This window comes from Streptosporangium sandarakinum (assembly GCF_013409935.1).
GTDB lineage: Bacteria > Actinomycetota > Actinomycetes > Streptosporangiales > Streptosporangiaceae > Streptosporangium > Streptosporangium nondiastaticum.
The window spans coordinates 3,180,265-3,193,112 of record NZ_JACCCO010000001.1; the positions used below are offsets into that span (position 1 = coordinate 3,180,265).

Here is a 12,848-nt window from a genome sequence, read left to right on the forward strand (position 1 = left end):
GGCTCTCACAGGTGCGGGCTGAGGTAGATGGTGAAGAGGATGGTGATCCAGACGGCGTCGACGAAGTGCCAGTAGAACGCCACGAGCCTGACCCGTTCGTGGTGCCGGCTGCCGAGCTTGCCGGCCAGCGCCGCGATCGTGACGAAGACCAGCATCACCAGGCCGACGATCACGTGCAGGCCGTGGAAGCCGGTGATGACGTAGAACAGCGAGCCGTAGACGTTGGTGGACCAGACGAACTCGCCCAGCTTGGTGGCGTACTCGGTGGCCTGCAGGCCCAGGAACGCCGCGCCGAGCGCGAGGGTGAACGCCAGCCCCGCCCGCAGTTGCGCGGTACGGCCGCGCCGTACGGCCAGGTCGGCCCAGACCATCGGGCCGCTGCTGGAGAGCAGCAGGACGGTCATGATCAGCGGTTTGGACAGCTCGGGGTCCTTGATCCCGCCGGGCGGCCAGGGGCCGGCCGTGGAGAACCGGATGTAGAAGTAGGAGCCCAGCAGGCAGGCGAAGATCGTCGCCTCGGTGGTGATGAACAGCACCATGCCCCACCAGGCCGGGGTCCGCCCGCTGGGCGGCTTGCCGTGCGGCGGCGCCGGCCCGACGGGCCGGATGGGAACCCACTCCCCCGTGGCGGTCATGCCCCTGCCCCCTTCTCCGTCTTCTCCTTCTCGGCCTCCTGCTCGGCCGCCGCGTCCCGCTCGGCCGTCTCCCGGGCCTTCTCCCCGGGGGCGTGGCCGGCCTCGCGCCTGCTCCACCGCGGCCACAGCCACCGGCCGATGACGAGGACGGCGACCACGCCGGCCGCCACCGCCAGGACGTACACGCCGAGCAGCAGCCCCAGCACCGCGAGGAACAGGCTGACCGCGGTGAAGAACGGGACCGGCGTGTGCTCGGGCATCTCCAGGGCCACCTCGGGCTCGGCGTCGAGCTCGCTGGTCACCAGCAGCTCGTGCCCCTCGGCCAGCACCCGGTCCTTGAAGCGCGCCCCCTCGGCGAAGGAGTCCAGGCTCCCCTGGTCCCACAGCGGGTGCACGCTGTGCACGGTCGGGATCACCGGGAAGTTGTACGGGCGCGGCGGGGAGGCCGTGGCCCATTCGAGGGTCTCCCCGCCCCACGGGTCGGGCGGGGCCTGCGCCCCTTTCCACAGGCTGTGCGCGAACGTGCCCAGCGTGACGAGCAGCCCGGCGAGCAGCAGGTACGCGCCGAGGCTGGAGAGCAGGTTCCACAGGTCCCAGTCCAGGCCGCCGGGGTAGGTGTACACCCGGCGCGGCATGCCGAGCAGCCCGGAGATGTGCATGGGGAAGAAGGTGAGGTTGAACCCGGCGAAGACCAGCCAGAAGGACCACTGCCCGCCCCGGACGCCCGTCAGCCTCCCGGTCGTCTTCGGCCACCAGTAGAAGACGCCGCCGATCACCGGGAAGACGGCGCCGCCGAACAGCACGTAGTGGAAGTGCGCCACCACGAAGTAGGAGTCGGTGACCTGCTGGTCGAACGGCACGATGCCGAACATGACGCCGGTGACCCCGCCTATCACGAACACGACGAGGAAGCCCATCGCCCACATCATCGGCACCCCGAGCACGACCCGGCCCATGAGCATGGTGCCCACCCAGGCGAACATCTGGATGCCCGAGGGGATCGTGACGATCATGCTGGCCGCGGAGAAGAAGGTCAGCGAGAGCTGCGGCAGCCCCACGGCGAACATGTGGTGCACCCACACGCCGAAGCTGATGATCCCCACCGCGACCATGGCCAGCACGAGCAACGGGTAGGCCATGATCGGCCGCCGGGAGAAGGTCGGGATGATCGCCGAGACGATGCCGAGCGCGGGCAGCACGATGATGTACACGTCGGGGTGGCCGAACAGCCAGAACAGGTGCTGCCACAGCACCACGTCCCCGCCCGCGTCCGGCTGGAAGAACCGGGTGCCGAACCTCCGGTCCAGGAACAGCATGGCGTTCGCCGTGTTGAGCGGCGGCAACGCGAAGATCAGCAGGAACGCGGTCACCACGAGCGCCCAGACGAAGATCGGTACCCGGTTGAGCGTCATGCCCGGGGCCCGCAGCTTGAGGGAGGTCGCGATGAAGTTGATCGATCCGGAGGTGGTGGAGACGCCGAGGAAGAGCAGCCCCAGCGAGTACACGTCCATGTTGATGCCGGGCTGGTACTTCGGCCCGGTGAGCGGGACGTAGGCGAACCAGCCGCCGTTGGGCGCCCGGCCGAAGAGCAGGCTGGAGAACAGGATCACGCCCGCGAACGTGAAGACCCAGTAGGTGAAGGCGTTGAGCCGGGGGAAGGCCATGTCGCGCGTGCCGAGCAGGAGCGGCAGCAGGAAGTTGCCGAACCCGAACGACATCGGCGTCGCGAACAGGAAGATCATCGCCGTGCCGTGCAGCGTGAACAGCTGGTTGTACGCCTCGGGGGGCGAGCAGATCCCCGTTCGGCGTGATGAGCTGGGTGCGCAGGGCGGTGGCGTCCAGTCCGGCCAGCGCGAAGAACACCGCCGCGGTGACCAGGTAGCGCCGGCCGATCCGCTTGTGGTCGACGGTGGTGACCCAGGCCCGCAGGCCGTGCTCCTCCGGCCAGTGCCGCCCGACCCGCCCGCCGGCCGTCTCCTCGGTGACGCCGTACGCGTGGGTGGCGTTGTCGATGCTCATCCCGGTCCCCTAGCGCAGCGTCTCGAGGTAGGCGATGAGCGCCTGCAACTGTTCCGAACCCAGCGGCTGCGGCGGCATCCTGTTGCCGGGCTTGATCGTCTGGGAGTTGGAGATCCAGCCGCCGAGGTAGCCGCGGGTGTTGGGCACGGTGCCCGCCGCGAGGTACCTCCGGCTCGCCAGGTGGGTGAGGTCGGGGCCGATCCGCCCGTTCGCGGTGGTCCCGCGTACGGCGTGGCAGGAGGCGCAGGAGCCCGATTCGAGCACCCGCAGCCCCTGGGCCGCCAGGCCCCCGGGCGGGGCCGGCGCGGGCCGGGCCTGCCCGGTGAGCCAGGCGGCGAACTCGGCCGGCGGCTGGGCCACGACGTGGAAGGCCATCCGGGCGTGCTGGAGCCCGCAGTACTCCGCGCGCTGTCCCCGGTAGACGCCGGGACGGTCGGTGCGCAGCCACAGGTGGTTCGTCCGGCCCGCGACGAGGTCGGTCTTCACGTTGAGCTGCGGCGCCCAGAAGCTGTGGTTGACGTCGGCGGTGCGCAGCCTCAGGTGGACGGTCCGCCCGGTCGGCATGTGGATCTCGTTGGCGGTGACGACCCCGGAGCCGGGATAGCTCACCTCCCACCACCACTGGTGGCCGAGGAGGTCGATGGTGAGCTGGTCGGGGTCCTTGGGGTCCCCGATGGCGCGCAGCGTGGGCAGGCTGATCACGTAGACGAGGACCAGGACGATGGCGGGCAGGATGATGCCGGTGATCGTCACGTACCGCTGCCCGGTGTCCATCCGGGCCCGCACCCCCGGCCGGCGGCGGCGGGTCGCCGCCCACAGCACGAGGACCACGATCACGGCGGTGACGAACAGCGAGATGCCGAACATGAGCCACCACAGCCCCGCCACCCGCCTGGCGCCGTCACCGTACGGCGTCAGCGTCGACTGACCGGACCCCGAGCAGGCGGAGAGGGGAAGGACCGCGAGCGCGATCCACGGCCACCTCGCCGAACGCGGCGGGAGGGGCCGTGGCCACGCCGGAAGGGGCCGGGAGCGTGCTGGGAGGGGCCGTGGCCGTACCGGCCGCCGTCTCGCCATCACCCGTCCCCGCTCGCGTCCGTCCGCGTCCGGACGGAGAAACCGAGCCCGCGGCTTTCCGCCCGAGGCGCCGGCGGGAGGAGGTCACCGGACCGGCGAACGGACGTACGGACGTCCGCGACCCGGCGGTGAACGGCGCACCGATCCCTGATTACGTTCAGTAGTCAGTGATACCAGACATGTCCGCGTCCGGCCGTGAAGGACCCACCCGGGTGCGTACCGGGTCCCCGGCCCGGGAACGGGCGTCGTCTGGACGTCGGGCCGGCCGAGGGGATGGGCGTCGTCTAGACGTCGGGCCGGCCGAGGGGATGGGCGTCGTCCACCGGCGGCTCGCCGCCCGCCTCGTTGAAGGCGGTCATCGCCGAGATGAGGGCGTGGCGCTGCTCGGCGGACATCCGGGAGACGATGCCGGCGATCTCCTCGCGGCGCCGGGCGGTGACCTCGTCGACGATGCGCCGCCCCTCCGGGGTGAGGCGCATCAGGGTCTCCCGCCGGTTCCGCGGGTTGACCTCGCGGACCACCAGCCGGGAGGCGGCGAGGCGGTCGGCCATCCGCATCGCCGTCGAGGGGTTGACGTTGAGCCGTTCGGCCATCGTGACGAGCTTGGTCTCCCCGTGGCTCGTCAGGATGACGAGCATGCGGAACTGCGGCAGGGTGATCCGGTCCTCGACGGCGCCGAGGGATCGGGCGGCGATGGCGACGAGCAGGCGTGAGCCGGTGAGCACCGCGGAGATGACCGCGGAGGGGTCGTCCTCCCCGTCCGCGTCCGCCCGGTTCGCCCGGTTCGCCTGATGATCCGACATATGGTCTGTTCTACACGGCGCCTCCGTCAGCCCCGCTCCCACCTGGCCCGTTCCGCCACGGGTGCGGCCGGCCGTCCCGGAGTCGCCACCCTGGAGCCGCCACTCTGAAGCCGCGGCCCGCCGTCCCGGTGCCGCCGCCCATCGCTCCCGCGGCGCCGCGGGCTCCGGCGGCGCCGCGGGCCCGGCCCGTCGCGTCCGCCCGGATCCCCGGAAGCGCCGTCACCCGTCCTCTCGGGACGGCGCCAGGTGCTCGGCGGCCTCGTCGACCGTCGTGTACGCCCGGATCTCCCGCGTCAGCCCGGTGAGCGCGAGCAGGCGGGCGAAGCGCGGCCGGACCCCGCTGAGCACCAGCCGCCCGCCGGCCGCCCGCACGCCGCGCAGCCCGCCCACCAGGACGCTCAGTCCCGACGAGTCGCAGAAGAGGAGATCCTCGGTGTCGATGACGATGTGCGGCGGGGTGATGAGCGCCATCGCCTCCGAGAGGCGGGCCCGCAGGAGAGGCGCCGCGGCGAGGTCGAGCTCTCCGGCCAGCCGCAGGACGACGACGTCGCCGCGAAGTCCGGTGGTCACGGAGAAGGCGGCAGGTCGACCGTGGCCCGTTCTTTCCCGCACGACATCCTCTTCGCCCGCTCGCCGGGGCGGTGGTCGCCCTCGCGAGCGGCCCTTCATCCGGTTCGCCCAAGCCCGTCGGCACACGGCCCGAGCAGCTTGCCGACCCATCATTGCACAGTGCAATGGATGTCGGAAAAGGCGTCCTGGCCGCGCCACAACCCCCAGCGCAGGTCCATTGACCAGCGGGTTCACGTTTTTCGCGGCTTTTTACCATATCTGGCCGGGCGAGGGAGAAGCGGTATCCACCGGATAACGATTGGCTGGCAACGCCATCCCGCCGGTGCCGGCGGCCGTCTCAGAGAAGCATGAAGATGCTGATGCTTCGGCTGGCCCACGCCCTGCGCATGATGCGGGCGCGGACTCTGACGAGCCACCTCCCGGCCACATCTCTGGAGTATCTGTACGTTCATTTCGGCCGCGAGATCCTGGCCCGGGCCGCCATGGACCGGGCCCTGTCCGACGCGATCGCCCGCGAGGTCGCCGTCATCGACGAGACCCTGCGGCGGGAGGGCGCCCGCCCCGGCCCCGTGGAGCTGCGCTCCTTCCTCATGGGGTACGGCCAGGGCGTGATCGACTCGGCCGTGATCCGCCCCGACCTCGTCGCCCAGGACACGAGCTGCGACAGCCCCTACCCCAGCTCGGTCGTACGGCTGGGCGCGCTCAGCCAGAAGGCGTTCGCCGACGGCCTGCTGCGACTCCGGCCGGGGATCTGACGAACCGGCTCGGCCAGGAAACGCCCATATGCCGCCGGGGGGGAAAGAACCGAGAAAACCCCTAGTGTCTATTTCCGGCGGGCCGGATCCGGCCCGCCGGAGATCGACGGACCTGGCGAGGAAATCTCATGACATATCCAGAACCGCGTTATCTAGGCGCCGACGGGGAGATCAGCGCCACCTACCGCCCGGCCGATCACGAGCCCGAGTTGACCTACCACTCCGGCAACACCGTCCACTACCTCGCGACCGGGGCGACCACCAACGGCCGGTTCGGCCTCTACCGGTGGGAGATGGGCCCGCAGCCGAGCGGCCCGAGCGCGCACTTCCACCGGTCGATCTCCGAATCGTTCTTCATCCTCACCGGGAGCGTGCGGATCTACGACGGCACCCGCTGGATCGACACGGCCCCCGGGGACTTCGTCCACGTGCCCGAGGGCGGGATCCACGCCTTCCGCAACGAGTCGGGCCGGCCCGCGTCGATGCTGCTGCACTTCGCGCCCGGAGCGCCGAGGGAGGGCTACTTCGAGGGGCTCGCGGAGTTCGCCGTGTCGGGCCGGCCCACCGACGAGGAGCTGACGGAGTTCTACTTCCGCCACGACACGTTCTGGGTTTGAACTCCTCCCCGGCCTGAAGGCCGGAGCACCGGCCCGCATTTCGGTGGACGCGCCCGGCCGGCCGGTGGCGCGGCACGGCCGGTGCCGACCGCCTGACGGATCGGCGACAGGCGTTCACGCCGTCGCGGCGGGTCAGCGGCGGGTCAACCCGCCACCCGGCTCGGACCGGTGATACGCCGCGGAGGCGAGGGCCCGGTCAAGCGTCTGGCCGGGGTGCGAAGCGGCGGGATGTCCCACCTCTCGCGGGTCGTCGCGAGGGAGTAGAAAAAGTGCCGATCACCGCCGATACCGGGGGCCGCGATGCTGCGCGAGCGGATGAAGAACACATTGGGGATCGGCCGGCGCCCGGCGCGCGTCCGGCGGGGGCGGCGTCGGCCCTGGGCATGCCGGGCCCTGGTCGCGCTCCTGGCCATGACGCCGGCGGCGCCCGCCTCCGCGGACCCCGGCGGCCGGAACCTGGTCTATGTCACCAACTACGCCGACGGCACCATCTCGGTGATCGATGACGCGGCCCGCCGGGTCGTCCGCACCTTCCGCGTCGGCGGCAGTCCGGGCAGGATCGCCGCCGGTCCCGACGGCCGCCGTCTTTACGTCACCGACTTCGTCTCCGGGAGGCTGTCGGTGATCGACACCGTCACCGGTACCGTGGCCGCCTCCGTCCCCGTCGGCAAGGCCCCCTTCGGCGTGGCCGTCAGTCCCGACGGCCGGCGGGCCTACGTCGCCGACTTCGGCGGGGGCGGCCTGTCGGTGGTCGACACCGCCACCGACACGCTCACCGGCACCGTCGACACGGGCGTCACCCCCGTGGAGGTGGCGCTCAGCCCCGACGGCCGGCGCGCCTACGTCACCGACTTCGAATCGGGGACGGTGGCCGTGGTCGACACCGCCGCCGTCGCGGTGGTCGGCACCCTCAGCGTCGGCGGCGGCCCCTGGGGGGCGCGGGTCTCCCCCGACGGGCGGCGGTTGTACGTCACCGAGCTGCAGCAGAGCGTCGTGAGGGTGATCGACATCGCGACGGGTGAGACCGTCGCCGAGCTGGACGTCGGCAAAAGTCCTCGTGTCGTCAGGTTCAGCCCCGACGGCGCCCGTGCCTACGTCGGCAGCGCCTACTTCAACACCGTCTCGGTGATCGACACCGCGGCCCTGAAGGTCATCGCCGTCATCGAGGTCGGTGACGGTCCGCGGGTGGTGGCCGTCACCCCCGACGGCTCCCGGATGTATGTGGCCAACCAGGTGTCCGACACCGTCTCGGTGGTCGATATCGCCACCAACACCGTCGTGGCGGCCATTCCCGTCGGCGACCAGCCCCTCGGCGTGGTCATCGCCCACCGCCCGGCCACCACCGGGGGCGTCCCGGTCTCCCGGCCGACCCACTCGGGCCCCAGGCGGAGTCCCGGTACGGTCACCGGGCGGAACCACGGTACGGTCACCGGCCGGGAACAGCACGCGGCGGCCACCGCCGCGCACGTTCGCACCGTCCGGCACGACGGCCGCGCCCTCTGCGCGGTCGACGTCTCGTCACGCCGCCTGCTCCGGCGTCGTGACGCGCCGCCCGGAGTTCTTCACGGCCGGCGCGCGACCGCCTCGCGCTCCTCGATCCGCCGCTCGGCCCAGTCGGCCCACTCGCGCTGCATGGCGTTGAAGCGCAGCCCCCACTCCAGGGCCAGCCGACCGTAGAACGCCAGGTCGTCCTCCTCGGCCGAGACGGCGTCGCTCAGCGCCGCGAGGTCGCGCTCGGCCCCCGCGGCCGTCTCCGCCAGCCGCCGCAGGTAGGCGCGCGCCTGTCCGGGCTCGACCTGCCCCAGGAAGAAGACGCGCAGGAGCGTGTCGCTGCGACCCGACCGCGTCGGCGCGACCTCGGTCAGCCAGTGCCGGAGCTCGGCGCGGCCGGTGTCGGCGATGGCGTACTCCTTGCGGCCCCGCGGCCCCTCGGCGACCACCTCCACCAGCCCGGCGTCCGCCAGGCGGCCCAGCTCGGCGTAGACCTGGCTCTGGGTGGCGGGCCACACGTTGGCCAGCGAGACGTTGAAGATCTTCAGCAGGTCGTAGCCGCTGGCGGGCCCTGCGGCCAGGAGACCCAGCAGCGCGTGTCGAAGGCTCATGCCCTCACCCTATATTCCTACATTGACATGTCACAACAGGAGGTTCTATTCTCGACCTGTCTAAATAGGAATGTCAGGAGAGCCCCAAATGGCCCGCAGTCTGCTCGGTTTCCTCCCGTGGATCGCCTACGCCGTCGTCGCCACGAGCGACGAGTGGCGCTACGGCGCGATCCTCGGGCTCGTCATCGCCGTGGGAGTGATCGTCATCGACCGCCGGGCGGGCAGGACCTGGGACCAGATGGTGATCGAGGTCAGCGCGGCGGCGTTCTTCCTGCCGATCACCGTGATCTCCTTCGTGAGTCCCGACTCCCCGCTCATGCCGTACGGCCCGGCCCTGGTCAACGCCTGGCTCGCGCTCACCGCCTGGGGGTCGCTGGCCGTCCGGCGGCCGTTCACCCTGGGCATCGCCCGCCGGACGACCCCGCCGGAGGTGTGGCGGACCCCGCTGTTCCTCCGGGTCAACGTCGTCATCACCATGGTGTGGGGGGCGGCCTTCACCGTCGCCGCCGTCGCGCTCGCCGTCCTGCTGCACGAGGCCCCGCACGCCACCGCCGCCGTCGTCGCCGTCAAGATCCTCAGCTTCGCCGTCCCGGCGGTCTTCACGGTCCGCTACCCGAAGGCCGTCGCCGCCCGGCACCTCCGGCCCGCCGGCCACACCGCCTGATCCACACCATCCGAACCGATCCGCCGGTCGCGTCGAGTCCTGGATCCCCGACGGGAACGGCCGACCCGGTCGGCGGCGCGCCCGCCACTCCCACGAACGCCGCGTTGAGCGACCCGACGATCACTCTCCGATACGATCGGATTCCTGTCATGATCATCGGAACACGGTCTCGACGTGGGGAGAGACGTGAAGAACCACAACCGGGCGAGCCTCGCCCACCAGGTCGGATACGCCCTCCGCCGCCCCGGGCGGATCCCCCGGCACCTCAGGCGCGTGACCAGGAACGCCTGGCTCCGGCTGAGCACCTCCGACCATGTCGGCTACTACCGCGCCATCATGAGGTCCGAGGCCGCCCGCGGCGCCCACGCGGCCACCGGCAGCAGGTCGCACCGGCGCTGGCTGGCCATCGGGCAGATGCAGTTCGACTACCTCGTACGGCACGGCCTCGCGCCCGGTCACCGCATGCTGGAGATCGGCTGCGGCAACCTGCGCGCGGGACGCCTGTTCATCGGCCACCTCGACACCGGCGACTACTACGGCGTGGACATCTCCCCCGACATCCTGTTCGCCGCCCAGGACGTCGTCGCCGACTACGGCCTGCGCGAGAAGCTCCCCCACCTCACAGTGATCAAGGATCTGCGCTTCGAGTTCCTGCCCGACGCGATGTTCGACGTGGTGCACGCGCACAGCGTGTTCTCCCACTCCCCGCCGGAGGTGATCGAGGAGTGTTTCGAGCACATCGGACGGATCATGAAGCCGGGCGGCTGGTTCGACTTCACCTTCGACCGCACCGAGGGGCAGGAGCACCAGGTCCTCGGTGAGGACTTCTACTACCGCACCGGGACCCTGGTCGCCCTCGCCGAGAAGCACGGCCTGCGGGCGACGTTCATGGACGACTGGGAGAGGCTCCCCCACAAGCAGTCCAAGATCCGCGTCACGCTCCCGGACCGCGTCGCCGCCGACACCCCCCGTCCGGGCGTCGCGACGGTTCCTCCCCAGGCTCCCGCCGCCGAGGTCCAGCGCTGACGGACCCGGCCCGGAAACCGGGCTCGCCGGGCGGCGCTCAGGCCACGGCCCGGCGATAGGCGCCCGGAGTGACTCCGTAGCAGCGGACGAACCACCGGGTCAGATGCCCCTGGTCGGTGAACCCGGTCTCCGCCGCGACGTCGGCGATCGGCGCGCCGCCCGCCAGCAGCTCGCGGGCCGCCCGCAGACGGAGCTGCCGCCGGTAGTCGCTCGGTGCCATGCCGTACACCGCCTGGAAGGCGCGGTAGACGGCGAAGCGGCTGGAGCCGGCCGTCGCGGCCAGCTCGTCGGCGGTCATGTCGGTCCGGTGGTCCGCCCGCAGCGCCTCGGCCGCCCGCGCGGCGAGGACGGCCGCCCCGCGGGAGGCCGGCTCCCGACGGCTCCGCCCGGAGCCGGAGGCTGCGGCGCGGCCGGCCATGGCGCGGACGGCGGCGTCGAGCAGCTCGTCACGGAGCAGCGCGGGGGCGCCGCCGAGCAGCGCCGCGTGCAGCCTGCGCAGCGCCGCCGCGAGGACCGGGTCGTGGACGACCGGGTCGGGGAACAGGGGCAGGCCCACCGGGCGGCCCGCGGCGTCGGACAGCGCGCCGGCGACGAGTTCGGGGGCGAGGTGGACGATCCGGTAGGTGAAGCCCAACTCGTCGCCCGCCCGGCCGTCGTGCGGCTCGTCGGGGTTGAACGCCAGCACCATCCCCGCCGTGCTCCGGTGTCCCCCGCCCCGGCAGGTGAACGCCTGCACCCCCGCGTCGGTGACCCCGAAAGAGTAGGTCTCGTGACTGTGCCGGTGGTAGGTGTGCCGCTCGAAGTGGGCGTGCATCGCCTCCAGCCCCGGGCGGGGTGACCTCCAGTACCGGGACCAGTCACGCGGCATGCGTCCATTGTCCCGCCGCACGAGCGTCCAAGACCCGCCGGGGACCATGCGGCCAGGCTGTGCCCATGCGTCTCGATACGAAGCTCGGCATCGTGGTCCGTGAGGACCTCGCCGTCTGGCAGAAGCTCAACGTCACCGCCTTCCTGGCGAGCGGGGTGGCCGCCGGAGGGCCGCGGGTGACGGGCGAGCCGTACGCCGACGGGTCGGGCAACACCTACCTCGCCATGTTCCGCCAGCCCGTCCTCGTCTACGCGGCCGACGCCCCGGGCCTGGCCGCCGCCCACTCCCGGGCGCTGACCCGCGGCCTCGACGTGGCCCTCTACACCGAGGAGCTGTTCAAGACCGACAACGACGACGACAACCGGGCGGCGGTGCTCGACGTGCCGGCCGAGGAGCTGCGCCTGGTCGGCATCGCGGTCCACGGGCCACGGAACGCCGTCGACAAGACCCTCAAGGGGCTTCGGCTGCACCCGTGAGCCGCACCGCGGCGGGCCCGGTCCGGCCGGTCGGCCCCGTCCGCTCGGCCCACCGCACGGCCGGGCCCGTCGCCAGGCCCGCCAGCAGGAACAGCCCGCCCAGCGCGAGCCAGCCCGGGGCGCCCCAGCCCACGACCATCGTGGTGAGCAGCAGGGGACCGAGCATCCTGGCGACCGCCGTACCGGCGCCGAAGAAGCCCTGGTACTGACCCTGCCGGTCCGCCGGGGCCAGACCGAACCCGATCTCCCAGGCCCCCGGCGCCTGCATCATCTCGCCGACCACCTGCAGGCAGGCGGCCACCACCAGGATCGCCCCGGCAGCCCAGGCCGAGGGGACGGCCGCCGACAACGCGAACACCGCGCACGAGGCGAGCATCGTCGCGCCGGCCCGCCGTACCGACCGGGCCGCGGAGGCGAGATCGGTCACCCCGCGGGCCATCCGCACCTGGAACAGCACCACGCCCACCGTGTTCAGCACCAGCAGCGCCGAGACCGTCCAGCCCGGCGCCCGGGTGTGCTGGGCGATCCACAGCGGGACGACCAGGCTGAGCATCGGCATGTACAGCAGCATGACCGTGTTCAGCAGGGTGACCAGGGCGTACGGCCGGTCGCGCAGTACGGCCAGCGCGGGCTCGCCGGGTGGGGCGGGCGGCGCGGGCGGCACCGGGGGGAGGCGGAGCAGCACCAGCGCCGCCACCAGGAAGCTCGCCGCGTCCATCGCGAACACCGCCAGGTACGCCTCGCGCGTCCCGGCGTACAGGGCCAGCCCGCCGAGCGCCGCGCCGACCGCCAGCCCGGCGTTCACCGTGGCCTGGAGATACGCGCGGACCCGCGTCCGCTCCTCGGGTCCGACCAGCGCGGCGAGCAGCGCCTGGCGGGCCGCCGCGAGGCCGCACTGGCAGCACCCGTACAGGCAGGCCGCCACGACGAACGCGCCGAACGACCCGGCGAGGAGGAATCCGGCGACCGCCGCGCCGGTCGCCACGGCCAGCAGCACGGCGACCCCCCGGGGCCCCCGCCGGTCGGCCAGGTGTCCGAGCGGGACCCCCGCGGCGAACCCGGCGGCCCAGCCAAGGGTCAGGCCGAACCCGACCTGCTCGGGGGACAGCCCCGCGACACGGGTGAAGTACAGCGCCGAGCACACGTAGTACGCGCCGTCACCGAAGGAGTTGGCGAGCTGCGCCAGCGCCAGGACGCGCGGCGCCCCGGGGGGCGGGATGATCCGGCCGGACATGT

Annotated in this window: 14 protein-coding genes; 6 read left to right on the forward strand and 8 right to left on the reverse strand. The window is 72.3% G+C overall.

Annotated elements, in window-relative coordinates; genetic code table 11:
• Positions 1 to 5 precede the first annotated feature (5 nt).
• The 5 genes from HDA43_RS14260 to HDA43_RS14280 all read right to left on the reverse strand — a co-directional run bounded on the left by HDA43_RS14260 (position 6) and on the right by HDA43_RS14280 (position 5,104).
• The gene (locus HDA43_RS14260; protein WP_179820796.1) at positions 6 to 635 is read right to left on the reverse strand and encodes a cytochrome c oxidase subunit 3; all 630 of its coding nucleotides are present in this window, start codon (positions 633 to 635) and stop codon (positions 6 to 8) included.
• Positions 632 to 2,431, reverse strand: a complete 1,800-nt coding sequence (locus HDA43_RS14265; RefSeq protein ID WP_312873401.1) for a cytochrome c oxidase subunit I — start codon at positions 2,429 to 2,431, stop codon at positions 632 to 634. Before HDA43_RS14265 ends, HDA43_RS14260 begins: the two co-directional genes overlap by 4 nt.
• Before the next feature lie 232 nt (positions 2,432 to 2,663).
• The gene (gene coxB / locus HDA43_RS14270; RefSeq protein ID WP_281395080.1) at positions 2,664 to 3,731 is read right to left on the reverse strand and encodes a cytochrome c oxidase subunit II; all 1,068 of its coding nucleotides are present in this window, start codon (positions 3,729 to 3,731) and stop codon (positions 2,664 to 2,666) included.
• Between the two features lie 284 nt (positions 3,732 to 4,015).
• Complete coding sequence (locus HDA43_RS14275; protein WP_179820801.1) at positions 4,016 to 4,534, reverse strand: MarR family transcriptional regulator; 519 nt, start codon at positions 4,532 to 4,534, stop codon at positions 4,016 to 4,018.
• 219 nt (positions 4,535 to 4,753) lie between these two features.
• Complete coding sequence (locus HDA43_RS14280; RefSeq protein ID WP_179820804.1) at positions 4,754 to 5,104, reverse strand: anti-sigma factor antagonist; 351 nt, start codon at positions 5,102 to 5,104, stop codon at positions 4,754 to 4,756.
• Positions 5,105 to 5,457: 353 nt separating this feature from the next.
• On the opposite strand from HDA43_RS14280, the gene HDA43_RS14285 reads away from it, so the two are divergent.
• The 3 genes from HDA43_RS14285 (at position 5,458) to HDA43_RS14295 (ending at position 8,153) form a co-directional block, all read left to right on the forward strand.
• Positions 5,458 to 5,859 (forward strand): hypothetical protein, encoded by a 402-nt coding sequence (locus tag HDA43_RS14285; RefSeq protein ID WP_179820807.1) that lies wholly within the window; start codon positions 5,458 to 5,460, stop codon positions 5,857 to 5,859.
• 128 nt (positions 5,860 to 5,987) lie between these two features.
• Positions 5,988 to 6,476: a cupin domain-containing protein gene (locus HDA43_RS14290; protein ID WP_179820809.1), complete on the forward strand. Its 489-nt coding sequence runs from the start codon at positions 5,988 to 5,990 to the stop codon at positions 6,474 to 6,476.
• A 315-nt stretch (positions 6,477 to 6,791) separates the two neighbouring features.
• Positions 6,792 to 8,153, forward strand: a complete 1,362-nt coding sequence (locus HDA43_RS14295) for a YVTN family beta-propeller repeat protein (RefSeq protein WP_179820812.1) — start codon at positions 6,792 to 6,794, stop codon at positions 8,151 to 8,153.
• On the opposite strand, the gene HDA43_RS14300 is transcribed toward HDA43_RS14295, so the two are convergent.
• Positions 8,039 to 8,578 carry a PadR family transcriptional regulator gene (locus HDA43_RS14300; protein WP_179820815.1) on the reverse strand — a complete coding sequence of 180 codons (540 nt, stop codon included), beginning with the start codon at positions 8,576 to 8,578 and terminating at the stop codon, positions 8,039 to 8,041. The genes HDA43_RS14295 and HDA43_RS14300 overlap by 115 nt on opposite strands.
• 88 nt (positions 8,579 to 8,666) lie before the next feature.
• On the opposite strand from HDA43_RS14300, the gene HDA43_RS14305 reads away from it, so the two are divergent.
• Both HDA43_RS14305 and HDA43_RS14310 read left to right on the forward strand, forming a co-directional pair.
• Entirely contained in the window at positions 8,667 to 9,242 is a 576-nt protein-coding gene (locus tag HDA43_RS14305) for a DUF3159 domain-containing protein (RefSeq protein WP_179820817.1), read from the forward strand.
• A 186-nt stretch (positions 9,243 to 9,428) separates the two neighbouring features.
• Positions 9,429 to 10,268 (forward strand): class I SAM-dependent methyltransferase, encoded by an 840-nt coding sequence (locus tag HDA43_RS14310; RefSeq protein WP_312873248.1) that lies wholly within the window; start codon positions 9,429 to 9,431, stop codon positions 10,266 to 10,268.
• 37 nt (positions 10,269 to 10,305) lie between these two features.
• Here HDA43_RS14310 and HDA43_RS14315 read toward each other — a convergent pair whose 3' ends face one another.
• Entirely contained in the window at positions 10,306 to 11,136 is an 831-nt protein-coding gene (locus HDA43_RS14315) for an AraC family transcriptional regulator (protein ID WP_246423983.1), read from the reverse strand.
• Between the two features lie 65 nt (positions 11,137 to 11,201).
• On the opposite strand from HDA43_RS14315, the gene HDA43_RS14320 reads away from it, so the two are divergent.
• Entirely contained in the window at positions 11,202 to 11,612 is a 411-nt protein-coding gene (locus HDA43_RS14320; protein ID WP_179820822.1) for a PTH2-like family protein, read from the forward strand.
• Here the strand turns inward: HDA43_RS14320 and HDA43_RS14325 are convergent.
• Entirely contained in the window at positions 11,587 to 12,846 is a 1,260-nt protein-coding gene (locus tag HDA43_RS14325) for an MFS transporter (RefSeq protein ID WP_179820825.1), read from the reverse strand. The genes HDA43_RS14320 and HDA43_RS14325 overlap by 26 nt on opposite strands.
• Between the last annotated feature and the right edge of the window lie 2 nt (positions 12,847 to 12,848).

What these genes read in the sequence shown, in the direction of transcription:
- HDA43_RS14260 (WP_179820796.1), bottom strand. Translation starts at nt 635, where the DNA reads ATGACCGCCACGGGGGAGTGGGTTCCCATCCGGCCCGTCGGGCCGGCG.
- coxB (WP_281395080.1), bottom strand. Translation starts at nt 3,731, where the DNA reads ATGGCGAGACGGCGGCCGGTACGGCCACGGCCCCTCCCAGCACGCTCC.
- HDA43_RS14275 (WP_179820801.1), bottom strand. Translation starts at nt 4,534, where the DNA reads ATGTCGGATCATCAGGCGAACCGGGCGAACCGGGCGGACGCGGACGGG.
- HDA43_RS14285 (WP_179820807.1), top strand. Translation starts at nt 5,458, where the DNA reads ATGCTGATGCTTCGGCTGGCCCACGCCCTGCGCATGATGCGGGCGCGG.
- HDA43_RS14290 (WP_179820809.1), top strand. Translation starts at nt 5,988, where the DNA reads ATGACATATCCAGAACCGCGTTATCTAGGCGCCGACGGGGAGATCAGC.
- HDA43_RS14295 (WP_179820812.1), top strand. Translation starts at nt 6,792, where the DNA reads ATGAAGAACACATTGGGGATCGGCCGGCGCCCGGCGCGCGTCCGGCGG.
- HDA43_RS14300 (WP_179820815.1), bottom strand. Translation starts at nt 8,578, where the DNA reads ATGAGCCTTCGACACGCGCTGCTGGGTCTCCTGGCCGCAGGGCCCGCC.
- HDA43_RS14305 (WP_179820817.1), top strand. Translation starts at nt 8,667, where the DNA reads ATGGCCCGCAGTCTGCTCGGTTTCCTCCCGTGGATCGCCTACGCCGTC.
- HDA43_RS14315 (WP_246423983.1), bottom strand. Translation starts at nt 11,136, where the DNA reads ATGCCGCGTGACTGGTCCCGGTACTGGAGGTCACCCCGCCCGGGGCTG.
- HDA43_RS14320 (WP_179820822.1), top strand. Translation starts at nt 11,202, where the DNA reads ATGCGTCTCGATACGAAGCTCGGCATCGTGGTCCGTGAGGACCTCGCC.
- HDA43_RS14325 (WP_179820825.1), bottom strand. Translation starts at nt 12,846, where the DNA reads ATGTCCGGCCGGATCATCCCGCCCCCCGGGGCGCCGCGCGTCCTGGCG.